At 64.6% G+C, this 15,176-nt stretch carries 15 protein-coding genes; 13 read left to right on the top strand and 2 right to left on the bottom strand.

The window, feature by feature from the left end:
* Window positions 1-72 precede the first annotated feature (72 nt).
* The 5 genes from SLT36_RS04280 (at window position 73) to SLT36_RS04260 (ending at window position 4,236) form a co-directional block, all read left to right on the top strand.
* The gene (locus SLT36_RS04280) at window positions 73-1,140 is read left to right on the top strand and encodes an ABC transporter permease (RefSeq protein ID WP_432285993.1); all 1,068 of its coding nucleotides are present in this window, start codon (window positions 73-75) and stop codon (window positions 1,138-1,140) included.
* An 11-nt stretch (window positions 1,141-1,151) separates the two neighbouring features.
* Window positions 1,152-2,054 (top strand): nickel transporter permease, encoded by a 903-nt coding sequence (gene nikC, locus SLT36_RS04275; RefSeq protein ID WP_432288240.1) that lies wholly within the window; start codon window positions 1,152-1,154, stop codon window positions 2,052-2,054.
* Entirely contained in the window at window positions 2,051-2,884 is an 834-nt protein-coding gene (locus tag SLT36_RS04270) for an ABC transporter ATP-binding protein (RefSeq protein WP_432285992.1), read from the top strand. The genes nikC and SLT36_RS04270 overlap by 4 nt, the downstream gene beginning before the upstream one ends.
* Complete coding sequence (locus tag SLT36_RS04265; protein ID WP_432285990.1) at window positions 2,881-3,630, top strand: ABC transporter ATP-binding protein; 750 nt, start codon at window positions 2,881-2,883, stop codon at window positions 3,628-3,630. The genes SLT36_RS04270 and SLT36_RS04265 overlap by 4 nt, the downstream gene beginning before the upstream one ends.
* 165 nt (window positions 3,631-3,795) lie before the next feature.
* Complete coding sequence (locus tag SLT36_RS04260; RefSeq protein WP_067955975.1) at window positions 3,796-4,236, top strand: RbsD/FucU family protein; 441 nt, start codon at window positions 3,796-3,798, stop codon at window positions 4,234-4,236.
* Window positions 4,237-4,401: 165 nt separating this feature from the next.
* Here the strand turns inward: SLT36_RS04260 and SLT36_RS04255 are convergent, their stop codons facing one another.
* Window positions 4,402-5,184, bottom strand: coding sequence for an IclR family transcriptional regulator (locus tag SLT36_RS04255; protein WP_432285989.1), 783 nt, complete (start codon window positions 5,182-5,184; stop codon window positions 4,402-4,404).
* A 121-nt stretch (window positions 5,185-5,305) separates the two neighbouring features.
* On the opposite strand from SLT36_RS04255, the gene SLT36_RS04250 reads away from it, so the two are divergent.
* The 8 genes from SLT36_RS04250 to SLT36_RS04215 all read left to right on the top strand — a co-directional run bounded on the left by SLT36_RS04250 (window position 5,306) and on the right by SLT36_RS04215 (window position 13,637).
* The gene (locus SLT36_RS04250; RefSeq protein WP_432285988.1) at window positions 5,306-6,055 is read left to right on the top strand and encodes an SDR family oxidoreductase; all 750 of its coding nucleotides are present in this window, start codon (window positions 5,306-5,308) and stop codon (window positions 6,053-6,055) included.
* Window positions 6,056-6,069: 14 nt separating this feature from the next.
* Window positions 6,070-6,954, top strand: coding sequence for an amidohydrolase family protein (locus SLT36_RS04245; protein WP_432285986.1), 885 nt, complete (start codon window positions 6,070-6,072; stop codon window positions 6,952-6,954).
* Window positions 6,951-8,492, top strand: a complete 1,542-nt coding sequence (locus tag SLT36_RS04240; protein ID WP_432285985.1) for a sugar ABC transporter ATP-binding protein — start codon at window positions 6,951-6,953, stop codon at window positions 8,490-8,492. Before SLT36_RS04245 ends, SLT36_RS04240 begins: the two co-directional genes overlap by 4 nt.
* A complete protein-coding gene (locus tag SLT36_RS04235; protein ID WP_432285984.1) occupies window positions 8,489-9,487 on the top strand; it encodes an ABC transporter permease in 999 nt (332 codons plus the stop codon). The genes SLT36_RS04240 and SLT36_RS04235 overlap by 4 nt, the downstream gene beginning before the upstream one ends.
* 104 nt (window positions 9,488-9,591) lie before the next feature.
* Window positions 9,592-10,539 (top strand): ABC transporter substrate-binding protein, encoded by a 948-nt coding sequence (locus tag SLT36_RS04230; protein ID WP_432285983.1) that lies wholly within the window; start codon window positions 9,592-9,594, stop codon window positions 10,537-10,539.
* A 64-nt stretch (window positions 10,540-10,603) separates the two neighbouring features.
* Window positions 10,604-11,458 carry a fumarylacetoacetate hydrolase family protein gene (locus tag SLT36_RS04225; protein ID WP_432285982.1) on the top strand — a complete coding sequence of 285 codons (855 nt, stop codon included), beginning with the start codon at window positions 10,604-10,606 and terminating at the stop codon, window positions 11,456-11,458.
* A 113-nt stretch (window positions 11,459-11,571) separates the two neighbouring features.
* The gene (locus tag SLT36_RS04220; RefSeq protein WP_432285981.1) at window positions 11,572-12,849 is read left to right on the top strand and encodes an L-fuconate dehydratase; all 1,278 of its coding nucleotides are present in this window, start codon (window positions 11,572-11,574) and stop codon (window positions 12,847-12,849) included.
* 11 nt (window positions 12,850-12,860) lie between these two features.
* Window positions 12,861-13,637, top strand: coding sequence for an SDR family oxidoreductase (locus SLT36_RS04215; protein WP_432285980.1), 777 nt, complete (start codon window positions 12,861-12,863; stop codon window positions 13,635-13,637).
* 6 nt (window positions 13,638-13,643) lie between these two features.
* On the opposite strand, the gene cls is transcribed toward SLT36_RS04215, so the two are convergent.
* Window positions 13,644-15,101 (bottom strand): cardiolipin synthase, encoded by a 1,458-nt coding sequence (cls, locus tag SLT36_RS04210; RefSeq protein ID WP_432285979.1) that lies wholly within the window; start codon window positions 15,099-15,101, stop codon window positions 13,644-13,646.
* Window positions 15,102-15,176 lie beyond the last annotated feature (75 nt).

The following is a 15,176-nucleotide window of genomic DNA, read 5'->3' as shown; positions in this document are numbered from 1 at the left end:
GCACCGCTGTAACCATGCGAGTCTGCGCATGACCTCCGGCAAGCCGGGGGCGCGCGCAAGAGGATCGGACCATTGAGCACCGCTGACACACCGACACCCGCGAGGCGCGCCGACAGGCGCGCCTCCGCCATTCTCAAGGCGATCGCCAGTTTCGTGGTGATCGTTGCTACAACCTATCTCGGCCTGCTGGCCGTGACCTTCTTCATCGGCCGAGTCGTTCCGATCGACCCCGTGCTCGCCATCGTCGGCGACCGCGCGCCGGCCCATGTCGTCGAGCGCACGCGCGAGGAGATGGGCTTCAACCTGCCCTATTACCAGCAATTCTATCTCTATGTGAAAGGCGTGCTGTCGGGCGATTTCGGCACCTCGGTGCTGACCACAAATCCCGTCATGGCCGACATCCGCCGTGTCTTTCCGGCAACGATGGAACTCGCCTCCGTCGGCACCATCATCGGCGCAGCCCTTGGCATCCCACTTGGCGTGCTCGCCGCCGTCAAGCGTGGCAGCCTCGCCGACCAGGTCGTGCGCATCATCGGCCTGATCGGCTATTCGGTGCCTATCTTCTGGCTCGGTCTTTTGGCGCTTCTGGTGTTCTATGCCCGCCTCGGCTGGACCGCCGGCCCCGGCCGCATCGACGTGGTGTTCGAATACACGTTCACGCCGATCACCGGCTTCTACCTGCTCGACGCGGTCCTCAATCGCGACTGGGCCGCCTTCAAGGACATCTTCTCCCACATCATCCTGCCGGCTTCGCTGCTCGGCTATTTCTCGCTCGCCTATATCAGCCGCATGACGCGCTCCTTCATGCTGAACGAGCTGAGCCAGGAATACATTGTCGCCGCCCGCGCCAAGGGCCTGTCGGAAACCCGCATCATCTGGGGCCACGCACTGCGCAACGCCGCCGTGCCGCTGGTCACCGTCATTGCCCTTTCTTATGCCGGCCTGCTCGAAGGCTCGGTCCTGACCGAGACCGTCTTCGCCTGGCCCGGCCTCGGCCTCTACATCACCAACTCGCTGCAGAACGCCGACATGAACGCGGTGCTGGGCGGCACGATCGTCATCGGTTCGGTGTTCATCGCGCTCAACCTGCTCTCCGACCTGCTTTATCGTCTGCTCGACCCAAGGACGCGCATCCGATGAGCGACACGACCATGACCCGCCGCGAATGGCTGCTCACCGACCGACCGCAATCGCGCCTGCAGGCCCGGCTCGGCCGCGCCTATGTGACCTGGCGCCGCTTCACCGCCAACCGGCTTGCCGCAATCGGCCTCGGCATCATCCTGTTGCTGCTGTTCCTTGCAGCCTTCGCGCCACTCCTGGCGCCGCATTCGCCCTATATTGGCGACCTCAAGAACGCCCGTCTGCTGCCGCCCAGCTCGACCTACTGGCTCGGCACCGACGACCAGGGCCGCGACATCCTTTCACGCCTGATCTACGGCTCGCGTCTGACCTTGCAGGTCATCGTGCTGGTGGCGATCATCGCAGCGCCGATCGGCCTCCTGGTCGGCACGGCGGCCGGCTATGCTGGCGGCTGGATCGATGCGGTGCTGATGCGCATCACCGACATCTTCCTCGCCTTCCCCAAGCTGGTTCTGGCCCTGGCATTCGTCGCAGCCCTCGGGCCCGGCATCGAGAACGCCATCATCGCCATCGCGCTGACCTCGTGGCCGCCCTATGCCCGCATCGCTCGTGCCGAAACGCTGACCGTGCGCAACTCCGACTACATCGCCGCCGTCAAGCTGATGGGCGCCTCGCCGATGCGCATCGTGCTGCGCCACATCATGCCGCTGTGCATCTCGTCGCTGATCGTCCGTGTCACCCTCGACATGGCAGGCATCATCCTGACGGCCGCCGGCCTCGGCTTCCTCGGCCTCGGCGCCCAGCCGCCGCTGCCTGAATGGGGCGCCATGATCGCCTCGGGACGCCGTTTCATCCTCGACCAATGGTGGGTGGCGGCAGCACCGGGTGCTGCGATCCTCATCGTCAGCCTCGGCTTCAACCTGCTCGGTGACGGCCTGCGCGACGCACTCGACACACGCAGCGGTGGCCAATGAACACGTTGTTGCATGTCGAAGACCTCAGGGTCTCCTTCCCCACCCGCACCGGCGTGGTGGAGGCTGTACGCGGCGTCTCCTTCTCGCTTGGTCAGGAGCGGCTGGGCATCGTCGGCGAGAGCGGTTCGGGCAAGTCGCAGACCGGTCGCGCCATCATGGGCCTGACGCCGCAGCAGGCAGAGATCAAGGCCAGGCGGCTGGAATTCAGCGGCACCGACCTGCTCAAGGCCTCGGTCACGGAACGCCGCGCTTTGCGCGGCAACCGCATCGCCATGATCCTGCAGGACCCGAAATATTCGCTCGATCCTGTCATGACCATCGGCCGCCAGATTGTCGAGACGCTGAGAACGCATGAGAAGATCGGCAAGTCGGCAGCCCGCGAGCGCGCGCTCGATATGCTGGCAGCCGTCCAGATCCGCGATCCGAAGCGCGTCTACGACCTCTACCCACACGAGGTTTCCGGCGGCATGGGCCAGCGCGCCATGATCGCCATGATGCTGATCGCCGGACCGGAGCTGCTGATCGCCGACGAACCGACCTCGGCGCTCGACGTCACTGTCCAGCTCGACATCTTGCGCATTCTAGACCGGCTGGTGATCGACCGCGGCATGGGCCTGATCTTCATTTCCCACGACCTGCGCCTGGTCTCGACCTTTTGCGACCGCGTCATCGTCATGTATGCCGGCAAGATCGTCGAGGAACTGAAGGCCTCGGAACTGTCGCAGGCGAAGCATCCCTACACACAAGGCCTGCTCAACTGCATGCCCAAGATCGGCGCCGACCGGCACCCGCTGCCCGTGCTCGACCGAAAGCCGGAGTGGCTGCTGTGACCCCTGCTCTCTCGATCGACAAGCTGCGTGTGGTCTACGACGATTTCGTCGCCCTGAAGGACGTCAGCGTGACCGTGGCGCAAGGCGAATCCTTCGGCCTCGTCGGCGAATCCGGCTCGGGCAAATCGACGCTGCTGCGCGCCGTCGCCGGTCTCGCGCCCATCGCCGGCGGCACCATCGACGTCAGCGGCAAGCGGTTGGGCAAGCTCAGGGACAAGGAATTCTACCGCCAGGTGCAGATGGTGTTCCAGGATCCGTACGGGTCGTTGCATCCGCGCCAGACCGTCGACCGGCTGCTGCTGGAACCGCTGGCCATCCACGGTTTCGGCGATACGGAAAAACGCATCCAGCGGGCGCTCGACGAGGTCGGCCTCGGCTTCGGCTTCCGCTTCCGCTACTCGCACCAGCTCTCGGGCGGCCAGCGCCAGCGCGTGGCGATCGCCCGCGCGCTGATCCTCGAACCATCGATCCTGCTGCTCGACGAGCCGACATCGGCCCTCGATGCTTCGGTGCAGGCCGAAGTGCTCAACTTGCTCGAACAGGTGCGCCGCGACCGCAAACTCACATTCATCATGGTCAGCCACGATCTCGGGGTCATCACACATATGTGCGAGCGGCTGATGGTCATGCAGAACGGCCAGGAGGTCGAGCGGCTGGCCGCAGGCGACCTTGCCACGCGCAATGTAGCGCAGGACTACACGCGCAACCTTCTGGTTGCGAGCGAAGGTTTCGTCCGCGACGCCTAGGGGTGTTACGGAAATGCGGAAGTCTGTTTTCCGCATTTCCGCGAAAGGCGAAAATGTCAGATGGACAGCTTGCGCGCGCAAGCACTTGCCTGCAATTCTGGACTGGAAACTATGGCGTTCAGGGGCGGCCGTCCCTCATCCGCAACCCGCATCTCAGGTGACAAAATGCTCCTCGGCATCGATCCACTGCTCGGCCCTGACGTGCTCTACGTGCTCCGCGCCATGGGCCATGGCGACGACCTTGTTATCGCCGATGCCAATTTCCCAGCCGATGCGATGGCGAGGCAGACGGTGTTCGGCCGGCCACTGCGCATCGACGGCGACATCGTCAGCGTCATGAAGGCGGTGCTGTCGGTGATGCCTGTCGACACCTTCGTCGACGACGCCTTCGGCCGCATGGAAGTGGTCGGCAAACCGGACGAAATCCCCGAGGTGCAGCGTGAGGTCGGTAAGCTGATCGAGGGCACGGCCACCAAGATGGTCGGCATCGAGCGCTTCGCCTTCTACGAGCGTGCCAAGAAGGCCTATGCCGTCATCCAGACCCAGGAACGCCGCTTCTACGCCGACTTCGCCGTGCGCAAGGGCGTCGTGCCGCCGGGGGGATGAACCGCGTCTTCGGCGCAGGTTTAGGAGAGCCAGAACTTTCCCTGAAAGCGGTGCAGCCGCCCCCTCAACCGCATGCCGGTACGTCTCCCCGCAATGACGGGAAAGTGTAGGATGATCGGTAGCATCGAGCTCTGCGCTACGCAGCGAGCAACGTCCAACCCGCGCCTACGACAGCGACAGCTTCGCCGCCACGTCCTTGAGCAACACCAGCGTCTGATCGATATCCGCCTGCCTGTCGTCGATCCGCAGGATGTAGGGACAGGTCAACACGGCGATGGCATAGCCGTCCGGCGACAGGATCGGCACCGAGATGTCATCGATGGCGCGCATCTGCTGGCTCGGGCCGACGCGGTGGCCGGCCTCGCGATAGCCGGTCAGGATCGGCTCCAGCTTTTCGCGCGCGCTTGCCTGCCTTGTACCTTCCCAACGCGCAGCCGCCTCGGATTGCGAATGCGGGTCCTGGAAGGCGAGCAGGATGTGGCCGGAGCTGGTGGTCAAAAGGTCGATATGAGCGCCAATGCGGATGCCGAACTCCCAGTTACCGGGCGGGCTGGCATGCGCCACCACGATCGACGCGTCGCGGTCGGGCGCCACGAGGTGGCATGACTGGCCGGCAGCGATCGAGAAGGCGTCCATCAACGGCTGCGCCCGTGCAACAAGGCGCCGAACCGGCGGATGGCGGTGGGCGAGGATGAACAGCTTCATCGTCAGCGCGTAACGGTCGCCCTCGGGCGAGCGGCTGACGAAGTCACGTGCCACCAGCCGTTCGAGCATCCGGTAGACCTCGCTCGGCCCACGCCCCATCGCCTCGCCGATTTCGGCGCGGGTCAGGCCGCCCGGCTGCTCGGACAGCAGCTCCAGAATGTCCAGCCCCTTGTCCAGCGCCGGCGCGCGGTAGCGCTCGTCCTTGTCGACGCTGTTGGTGGTCTTTGCCGGCCCTTTTGGCATGACGCGAGATCCTCCCTGTCGACCGGCCCCACGATTCCCCATTGCAAGGCCGGTTTATTTATGAATAGTATGTTCGTATATAGACAGAAGCGCAAGCAGTTTGCTGGGAGGAGCGACGGTTATGCGACTAAGCGGGAAACGCATTTTCATTTCCGCCGCCGCTCAGGGCATCGGCCGCGCCAGCGCGCTGGCCTGTGCCAATGAGGGCGCCCATGTCATCGCCACCGACATCAATGACGACGCGCTCAAAGCGCTTTCGGCCGAGCATAAGAACATCGAGACCCATCGTCTCGACGTCCGCGACGGCAAGGCCGTGGCAAGCTTCGCCGCCGGCCAGGCGCCGCTCGACGGGCTCTTCAACTGCGCCGGCTTCGTCCACAACGGCACCATCATGGACTGCAGCGACGAAGACTGGGACTTCAGCTTCGACTTGAACGTCAAGAGCATGTACCGGACCACGAAAGCGTTCCTGCCCGGCATGCTGGAGCGCGCCGAAAAGACCGGCGGCGTATCGATCCTCAACATGGCCTCGATGGCCTCGTCGATCAAAGGTTTCCCCAACCGGCTGCTCTACGGCGCCACCAAGGCGGCGGTCATCGGCTTCACCAAGGGCATGGCTGCCGACTACGTCCGGCGCGGCGTGCGCTGCAATGCCCTCTGCCCAGGCACTGTCGACACGCCATCGCTGCGCGGCCGCATCGCGGCTGCCGCCGACCCGGTGCAGGCCGAAAAGGACTTCATCGCCCGCCAGCCGATCGGCCGGCTCGCCACGGTCGACGACATAGCACCGCTGGTCGTCTATCTCTTGTCCGACGAGTCGCGCTTCGTCACCGGCCAGGCGGTCCTGGTCGACGGCGGCGTCACTATCTAGGCGGAGCGGCGGCCATGATCGAAAGGATCGACGGCCACTGCCACTACTGGACGCTCCAGCGCGGCGACTATGGCTGGCTGACGTCAGACGACGCCGATCTCCAGCCGATCTACCGCGACTTCGGCGCGGCCGAGATGCGCCCGCTGGCGGAAGCCGCCGGCATTGCCAAACGCATCCTGGTCCAGGCAGCTCCGACGGAAGCCGAGACGCAGTTCCTGCTCGACCAGGGCCGCGACGACAAGGCTGTTGCCGGCGTCGTCGGCTGGGTCGACCTGTCCTCCACCGACAGCGTTGCCACGCTCGATCGCTTCGCTGCCGATCCCCTGTTCAAGGGCGTCCGGCCGATGTTGCAGGATCTCGACGATCCCGACTGGATCGCCACCCGCCCGCACCTGGACGCTATCGCAGCACTCAAGCGGCTCGGCCTGCGTTTCGACGCGCTCGTGATGCCGCAGCATCTTCAGGCGCTCGGGCGTTTCGTCGAGGCACATCCCGAGCTCCCCGTCGTCATCGACCATGCTGCCAAGCCCGCCTTCGCCGCTTCTGCCGACGATCCGCGCCATGGCCTGTGGCGGTTCGGCATGGCCGAGCTGTCGGGGCACACGCAGGTCTATTGCAAGCTGTCTGGCCTGCTCACCGAATTGCCCGCGGAGCGCCGCGCGACGTCCAAGGCTGCGGCTGAAGCGCTGCGCCCGGCGATCTGCAGCCTGCTCGACTGGTTTGGGCCGGATCGCCTGATCTGGGGGTCGGACTGGCCGGTGCTGACACTGGCCAACCCCTTCGCCTTCTGGGACGAGGTCACGGGCCGCCTGCTTGACGGCCTTGGCCAACGCGAGCGCACGGCCATCCGGGGCGGCACCGCGACCCGCTTCTACGGCATCAAAGGAGGTCGCGCATGACCGCCCTCGTCGTCATGAAGGACATCGGCAAGTCGTTCCCCGGCGTGCGCGCCCTGCACAATGCCCAACTCGAGCTGCTGTCTGGCGAAGTGCAAGCCTTGATGGGCGAAAACGGCGCCGGCAAGTCGACGCTGATGAAGATCCTCGCCGGCATCTACCGCCGCGATGCGGGTGAAATCCTGCTAGACGGCAAGCCGGTCGAGATCAACTCACCGCGCCAGGCCCAGGATCTCGGCATCGGCATCATCCATCAGGAGCTCAATCTGATGCCGCATCTGACTGCGGCGCAGAACATCTTCATCGGCCGCGAGCCACGCAAGGCCGGCGGCCTGCTGCTCGACGAGGCGAAACTCAACGCTGATACCGCCGAGATCTTTGCCTCGATGCATCTGAAGCTCGACCCGCGCACCCCGGTCGGCGGGCTGACCATCGCACGCCAGCAGATGGTCGAGATCGCCAAGGCGCTGTCCTATCGCTCGCGCGTGCTGATCATGGACGAGCCGACGGCGGCCCTCAACGAGGCCGAGATCGCGGAGCTCTTCGCCATCATCGCCAGGCTGAAGGCCGAGGGTGTCGGCATCGTCTACATCTCGCACAAGATGGACGAGCTGAAGCGCATCGCCGACCGCGTCACCGTCATGCGCGACAGCGAATATATCGGCACGGTGCCGGCTGCCGAGACGCCGGTCGAGAAGATCATCTCGATGATGGTCGGCCGCGCGCTGACCGACGAACGGCCGGACATTCCCGACCACAGCAAGTCCGAGACCGTGCTGGAGGTCAAGAACCTCAATCGCGGTACGGTCATCCGCGGCGTCAGCCTTTCTGTCCGCAAGGGCGAAATCCTCGGTTTCGCCGGCTTGATGGGCGCCGGCCGCACCGAGGTGGCGCGCGCCATCTTCGGCGCCGATCGCCGTGACAGCGGCGACATCTTCATGCATGGCAAAAAGGTCGACATCCGTATCCCGCAAGACGCCGTGCGTGCAGGCATCGGCTACCTCTCCGAGGACCGCAAGCATTTCGGCCTCGCCACCGGCATGGACGTACGCAACAACGTCGTTTTGGCCAGCCTTGCGCGCTTCGCCGGCTCGGCCGGGTTGCTCAGGGAAGGCGCCATGCACGATGTCGCCGCCCGCTACATCGACCAGTTGGCGATCAAGACCCCGTCGGACCGGCAGGAAGTGCGCCTGCTCTCGGGCGGCAACCAGCAGAAGATCGTCATCGCCAAATGGCTGCTGCGCGACTGCGAGGTGCTGATCTTCGACGAGCCGACGCGTGGCATCGACGTCGGCGCCAAGAACGAGATCTACAAGCTCTTGAATGCGCTGGCCCAGCAGGGCCGCGCCATCATCGTCATCTCTTCCGAACTGCCGGAGGTGCTCCGGCTCAGCCATCGCATCGCGGTGATGTGCGAGGGGCGGCTGACCGGCATCTTGCCCGGCGGCGCCAGCCAGGAGGAGATTATGCATCTGGCGACGCTTCGCGGCGATGCCGTCAACCAGAACAATCAAAAGACGGCAAAGGGAGAGGCCAAATGAGTGCTGCAGCATCCACGGCGAACACCTCTGCCGTTTCGCGATTTTCCGGCGCGCAACACCGGCTGCTCGCCTTCGCCAGCCTGATCATTCTTGTCGCGGTGTTCAGCTTTGCCTCGCCGAATTTCATGCAGACGTCCAACATCATCGCCATCCTGCAGGCGACGTCGGTCAACGGCGTGCTGGCGATCGCAGCAACGCTGGTCATCATCACAGGCGGCATCGACCTGTCGGTCGGCACGCTGATGACCTTCTGCGCGGTGATTGCCGGCGTGGTGCTGACCTTCTTGGGCATGCCGCTCGGCCTCGGCGTGCTGGCCGCGATCCTGGCGGGGGCTGCCAGTGGCACGCTGTCCGGAACGTTCGTCGCCAAGCTCAAGATCCCGCCCTTCATCGCCACGCTTGGCATGATGCTGATCCTCAAGGGTTTGTCGCTGGTGATCTCGGGCACGCGCCCGATCTACTTCAACGGCACGCCCGGCTTCACCCAGATCTCGCAAGGCTCATTGATCGGCTCGGTCATCCCGAGCCTTCCGATCCCCAACGGCGTGCTGATCCTGTTCCTGGTCGCCATCGCCACCAGCTTCATCCTCGAGCGCACCATTTTGGGCCGCTTCACCTTTGCGCTCGGCTCCAACGAAGAGGCGGTCAGGCTGTCGGGCGTCAACACCGACCGCTGGAAGATCGCGGTCTATGCGCTGGCCGGCTCGATCTGTGGCATCGCCGGCCTGCTGATCGCCTCGCGGCTCAACTCGGCCCAGCCCGCGCTCGGCCAGGGCTACGAGCTCGATGCGATTGCGGCGGTTGTCATCGGCGGCACCTCGCTGTCCGGCGGCCGCGGCACCATCATCGGCACGCTGATCGGCGCCCTCATCATCTCCGTGCTCGCCAACGGCCTGCGCATCCTCTCGGTCGCCCAGGAATGGCAGACCGTGGTCACCGGCTCGATCATCATTCTCGCCGTCTACACCGACATTCTGCGGCGCCGCAGGCTTTGAGCAGGCTTGCTTCGCGCAGCGCCGGGGTGCTGCGCCAACATCAAGAAGAGAGCGAAAGCGCTCCACCAGCAGAGTTCAACAACCAAGGTTCAATCGGAGGAAACATGTTCACCAGACGCACAGTGATTGGCGCTCTCAGCGCCATGACGATCCTCGGCTATGGCTCGACCATGGCAATGGCCCAGGACAAGATGTACATCCCGCTGATCTCCAAGGGCTTTCAGCACCAGTTCTGGCAAGCGGTGAAAGCCGGCGCCGACAAAGCTGCCGCCGATCTCGGCGTCGAAGTCACCTTCGAAGGCCCTGACTCGGAAACCCAGGTCGACCGTCAGATCGACATGCTGGCCGCAGCGCTTGCCAAAAAGCCGGCGGCGATCGGCTTCGCCGCCCTCGACAGTCAGGCGGCTATCCCGCTGCTGCAGCAGGCCAAGGACGCCAAGATCCCGGTCGTCGCCTTCGACTCGGGCGTCGACAGCGACATCCCGGTGGCCACAGCCTCGACCAACAACATCGCTGCTGCTGCCCTTGCAGCCGACAAGATGGCCGATCTGATCGGCGGTGAAGGCAAGGTAGCCCTGGTCGTCCACGACCAGACAAGCCGCACCGGCGTCGACCGCCGCGACGGGTTCGTCAACCGCATGAAGGAAGCCCATCCGAAGGTCGAGATCGTCGCCATCGAATATGGCGAGGGCGATCATCTCAAGTCGACGGAAATCACCAAGGCGATCCTGCAGGCCAACCCCGACCTCAAGGGCATGTTCGGTGCCAATGAAGGCTCGGCCATCGGCGTCGTCAACGGCGCCAAGGAGCTCGGCCGCCAGCTGGTGATCATTGGCTACGACTCGGGCGCCCAGCAGAAGGCGGCGATCCGCGACGGCCAGATGGCCGGCGCCATCACCCAGAACCCGGTCGGCATCGGCTACAAGACTGTCGAGGCAGCCGTGAAGGCGGCAAAGGGCGAAGCCGTCGAAAAGAACATCGACACCGGCTTCTACTACTACGACAAGTCGAACATCGATCAGCCCGAAATCGCAGCGGTGCTGTACGACTGATCCTGTGCAACTCTACCGGAGGCGGTCCGCCGCCTCCGGCTTTTTCCAATCAAGGTGACATCAGATGAAACTGCTCCGCTACGGCCCCAAGGGCAACGAGAAGCCCGGCATCCTAGACAGATCAGGCCGCGTCCGCGATCTCTCGCGCCACGTCGACGACATCGCCGGCGACGTTCTGACGCCCGAAGGCCTCGCCCGCCTGCGCGCCCTCGACATCGAGACGCTGCCGCTGGTAACAGGCACGCCTCAGCAGGATCTGCGCCTCGGCGCCTGCGTCGGCCGCATCGGCAAGTTCATCTGCATCGGCCTCAACTATGCCGACCATGCCGCCGAAACCGGTGCTGCCATCCCCGCCGAACCGATCGTCTTCAACAAGTGGACCTCGGCCATCGTCGGTCCCGACGACGACGTCGAAATCCCGCGCAATTCGGTCAAGACCGATTGGGAGGTCGAGCTTGGCGTCGTCATCGGCAAGCCCGGCCGCTACATCGACGAGGCCGACGCCATGAGCCACGTCGCCGGCTATTGCGTCATCAACGACGTTTCCGAACGCGAATTCCAGACCGAGCGCGGCGGCACCTGGGACAAGGGCAAGGGTTGCGACACCTTCGGCCCGACCGGCCCCTGGATGGTGACCGCTGACGAGATCGCCGACCCGCAGAACCTCAAGATGTGGCTCGATGTCGATGACAAGCGATTCCAGAACGGCTCGACCAAAACGATGATCTTCTCGGTGCAGCAGGTCGTATCCTACCTCAGCCGCTTCATGAGCCTGCAGTCCGGCGACGTCATCTCGACCGGCACCCCGCCCGGCGTCGGCCTTGGCCAGAAACCTCCCGTCTATCTCAAAGCAGGCCAGACGATGACCCTTGGCATCGAAGGCCTGGGCAGCCAGAGGCAGCGCGTTATCGCTGCCTGACCCCTTTGGAGCGGGAGGCGTCTCCCAGGCAATCCTTCCGCTCTCGTTTCAGCCGCACGAACTTGCCCTCGAGGTTCCCAGCCTTTCGGGATCGTGCCCAGAGGACCCACACCATGACCAGAATCATCGACATGCGGGTGCTCGACCTGCGTTTCCCGACGTCGCAGCATCTCGACGGTTCCGACGCGATGAACCCGGACCCCGACTATTCGGCGGCCTATGTCATCCTGAAGACCGACACGGCAGGGATCGAGGGTCATGGTCTGACCTTCACCATCGGCCGCGGCAACGAGATCTGCTGCGCGGCGATCGAGGCGATGCGCCATCTGGTCGTCGGCCTGGAGATGGACAAGGTGGCCGCTGACATGGGCGCCTTCTGGCGGCACGTGACGTCGGACAGCCAGTTGCGCTGGATCGGCCCCGACAAAGGCGCGATCCACCTGGCCACCGGCGCCGTCGTCAACGCCGTCTGGGACATCTGGGCGAAGATGGTTGGCAAGCCGGTGTGGAAGCTGGTCGCCGACATGTCGCCGGAAGAAGTCGTCCGCTGCATCGACTTCCGCTACATCACCGACTGCATCACGCCCGAGGAAGCGCTCGCCATGCTGCGCGAAAAAGAGCCGGGCAAGGCCGAGCGGATCGCGACCCTCGAGCGCGAGGGCTATCCCTGCTACACCACCTCGGCCGGCTGGCTCGGTTATGGCGACGAGAAGCTGCGCCGGCTGTGCCAGGAAGCGGTCGACGCCGGCTTCAACCACGTCAAGCTCAAGGTCGGCCGCGACAAGGCCGACGATATCAGGCGCCTGCGCATCGCGCGTGAGGTGCTCGGCCCAGACCGCCAGCTGATGATCGACGCCAACCAGGTCTGGGAAGTCGACCAGGCCATCGACTGGGTACGCGACCTCGCCTTTGCCAAGCCGTGGTTCATCGAAGAGCCGACCAACCCCGACGACGTCGAGGGCCATCGCAAGATCCGCGAGGGCGTCGCCCCAGTCCAGGTCGCCACCGGCGAGATGTGCCAGAACCGCATCATGTTCAAGCAGTTCATCATGCGCGGCGCCATCGACGTGGTGCAGATCGACTCCTGCCGCCTCGGCGGCGTCAACGAAATCCTCGCCGTGCTGTTGATGGCGGCGAAATACAATCTGCTCGTCTGCCCACACGCCGGCGGTGTCGGCCTGTGCGAATATGTCCAGCACCTGTCGATGATCGACTACGTCTCAATCGCCGGAACCCGCGAGGGCCGTGTCGTCGAATATGTCGACCACCTGCATGAGCACTTCAAGGAACCCTGCGTGGTGCAGCACGCCGCTTACATGCCCCCGACCGCGCCCGGCTTCTCCATCGAGATGAAGCCGGCGACGCTCGAAGACTTCCAGTTCCGCGGTTGAGGGAAACGACAATGGACCTCGGGCTGAAGGACAAGATCGTCATCGTCACCGGCGGCGGTGCCGGCATAGGCGGCGCGGTCACGCTCGGTCTCGCTGCCGAAGGCGCCATTCCGGTCATCTTCGGCCGCAGCCCGCTGGCCGACGATTTCGCCGCGAAGCTCAAGGCCGTTTCGCTGCGCTCGCTGTTCGTCCAGGTCGAGCTGATGCACGATCCCGAGATCGGCGCAGCTGTCGAGCAGGTGGCAAAAACCTTCGGCCGCATCGACGGGCTGGTCAACAATGCCGGCATCAATGACGGCATCGATCTCGAGGCCGGTTCGGATGCTTTCCGCGAGTCGCTCGAACGCAACCTGATCCACTACTACACCACCGCCCATCACTGCCTGCCGTGGCTGAGAAAATCGCGCGGCGCGATCGTCAACGTCTCGTCCAAGACCGCACTCACCGGCCAGGGCAGCACCAGCGGCTACACCGCCGCCAAGGGCGCCCAGCTGTCGCTCACCCGTGAATGGGCGGCCGCCCTGCGCGGCGATGGCATCCGCGTCAACGCGGTCATCCCGGCCGAGGTGATGACGCCGCTCTACGAAAAGTGGCTGAAGACATTCGACGATCCGGAAGCACGGCTGGAAGAAATCACCCGACGCATCCCGCTCGGGCAGCGCATGACGACGTCGGAAGAGATCGCCGACACCATCATCTTCCTGCTCTCCGACAAGGCCAGCCACACCACCGGCCAGTGGCTGTTCGTCGACGGCGGCTACACCCATCTCGACCGCGCATTGGACTGAACGCGGCTAAAGCACCGGCCCGAGCATGGCGATGGCGTTGTTCCAGATCTGGCGCGGCCGGCTCCACTTGGCGACCATGCGGTCGCTGATGGGGATGGACGACTCGACATAGCTCTGCTGCCGCTTCCGCACCTCGCCGGTAACGCGTGCGTCGTGCAGCAGGATATTGTTCTCGAAATTCAGCTCGAAGCTGCGCCGGTCGAGATTGGCCGAACCGATCAGCGTCACCTCGCCATCGACCGTCAGCGTTTTCGCGTGCAGTAGGCCGCCTTCATATTCGTGGATGTTCACGCCGGCATCGAGCAGTTCGCGATAGTAGCTGCGGCTTGCCGCCGCGACGATCCAGGAATCGTTGCGCCGGGGAAGGACGATGGTCGTTTCGACGCCGCGGTGGCCGCAAGCGCACAGCGCCGCCTGCAGCGGCTCGTCCGGCACGTAATAGGGTGTCGAAATGACGAGCTCGCGCCGTGCGGCGTTCATCAGCGCGATGAACATTTCGGGCATCGCCGAATAGCGCACGGCAGCACCCGTGCCGATGACCTGCGCCGTAAAGCCGGGTTGCGCCGACGGCAGCGGCTGGCGCATCAGCGGGCTCAGGTCCTCCTTGACCTGCGCCATCCAGTCGCTGGCAAACAGATGCTGGTTCTGAAGCACGACCGGGCCCTCGAAACGCATCATCACGTCAACCCAGGGCGCGTACTTCGCCTTGATGGCAAAGGCCGGATCGGCGCAGTTCTGGCTGCCGCAATAGGTGGTCTTGTTGTCGATGACGACGATCTTGCGGTGGTTGCGCATGTCGACCCGCCCCTTGAGCGGGCGCAGCAGCGCGATCCCTACCGGCAGGGCGCGCGCCAGCCTGACCTTGGCTGAAGCCATCTCGCGCCAGTGCGGCGACCGGATCAACCGGCGCGAGCCGATGTCGTCGACCATCACCCGGCACGTCACGCCGCGCATCGCCGCGCGCTTGACCGCCTCGACCATCTTCACGCCGTTGCTATCGGGCAACCAGATGTAGAACAGCAGGTGCACATGATCGGTGGCAGCATCGATGTCGGCGATGATCGCATCGATGGCGGCATCGGAACCGGGCATGAGGTGAGCCCGGTTTGCACCGACCGGAGCATAATTGCTGATCGATTCGCCGACACGAAACAGCGGCGCGTAGGGCTCCGGGACGCTTGGCTGCTCGCGCCCGTCGAGATCGGTCGTGTTGATCGTGGCAAGCGAGGGCAAGCGCTGGAGCGCGTCGCGCAGCCGGGCAATACGGCGGCTGCCGACATTGGTATCACCGAACAGGATGTAGGCGACAACGCCGACCACCGGCGCAACGACGATGACCACGATCCAGGCCAGCCGCGAGGCCGGCTCGCGATGCGGGCGCAGCAGCGCCCGCACGAGATAGACGATCTGCAGACAGATGGTCAGGTTGACCAGGGCCCAACCGAAATAGGCGGACGCGCTCATGCTTGGGGTGGCCCTCCAGACAGTATGTTCAACCGATAACAGATAATTCGATGCGGGAGCCATAACCCTTGCTCT

Source organism: Aminobacter sp. BA135 (assembly GCF_050859125.1).
Taxonomy (GTDB): domain Bacteria; phylum Pseudomonadota; class Alphaproteobacteria; order Rhizobiales; family Rhizobiaceae; genus Aminobacter; species Aminobacter ciceronei.
This window is presented reverse-complemented; position numbering and strand designations above follow the sequence as displayed.

What these genes read in the sequence shown, in the direction of transcription:
- nikC (WP_432288240.1), top strand. Translation starts at nt 1,152, where the DNA reads ATGACCCGCCGCGAATGGCTGCTCACCGACCGACCGCAATCGCGCCTG.
- SLT36_RS04270 (WP_432285992.1), top strand. Translation starts at nt 2,051, where the DNA reads ATGAACACGTTGTTGCATGTCGAAGACCTCAGGGTCTCCTTCCCCACC.
- SLT36_RS04260 (WP_067955975.1), top strand. Translation starts at nt 3,796, where the DNA reads ATGCTCCTCGGCATCGATCCACTGCTCGGCCCTGACGTGCTCTACGTG.
- SLT36_RS04255 (WP_432285989.1), bottom strand. Translation starts at nt 5,184, where the DNA reads ATGCCAAAAGGGCCGGCAAAGACCACCAACAGCGTCGACAAGGACGAG.
- SLT36_RS04250 (WP_432285988.1), top strand. Translation starts at nt 5,306, where the DNA reads ATGCGACTAAGCGGGAAACGCATTTTCATTTCCGCCGCCGCTCAGGGC.
- SLT36_RS04245 (WP_432285986.1), top strand. Translation starts at nt 6,070, where the DNA reads ATGATCGAAAGGATCGACGGCCACTGCCACTACTGGACGCTCCAGCGC.
- SLT36_RS04240 (WP_432285985.1), top strand. Translation starts at nt 6,951, where the DNA reads ATGACCGCCCTCGTCGTCATGAAGGACATCGGCAAGTCGTTCCCCGGC.
- SLT36_RS04235 (WP_432285984.1), top strand. Translation starts at nt 8,489, where the DNA reads ATGAGTGCTGCAGCATCCACGGCGAACACCTCTGCCGTTTCGCGATTT.
- SLT36_RS04230 (WP_432285983.1), top strand. Translation starts at nt 9,592, where the DNA reads ATGTTCACCAGACGCACAGTGATTGGCGCTCTCAGCGCCATGACGATC.
- SLT36_RS04225 (WP_432285982.1), top strand. Translation starts at nt 10,604, where the DNA reads ATGAAACTGCTCCGCTACGGCCCCAAGGGCAACGAGAAGCCCGGCATC.
- SLT36_RS04220 (WP_432285981.1), top strand. Translation starts at nt 11,572, where the DNA reads ATGACCAGAATCATCGACATGCGGGTGCTCGACCTGCGTTTCCCGACG.
- SLT36_RS04215 (WP_432285980.1), top strand. Translation starts at nt 12,861, where the DNA reads ATGGACCTCGGGCTGAAGGACAAGATCGTCATCGTCACCGGCGGCGGT.
- cls (WP_432285979.1), bottom strand. Translation starts at nt 15,101, where the DNA reads ATGAGCGCGTCCGCCTATTTCGGTTGGGCCCTGGTCAACCTGACCATC.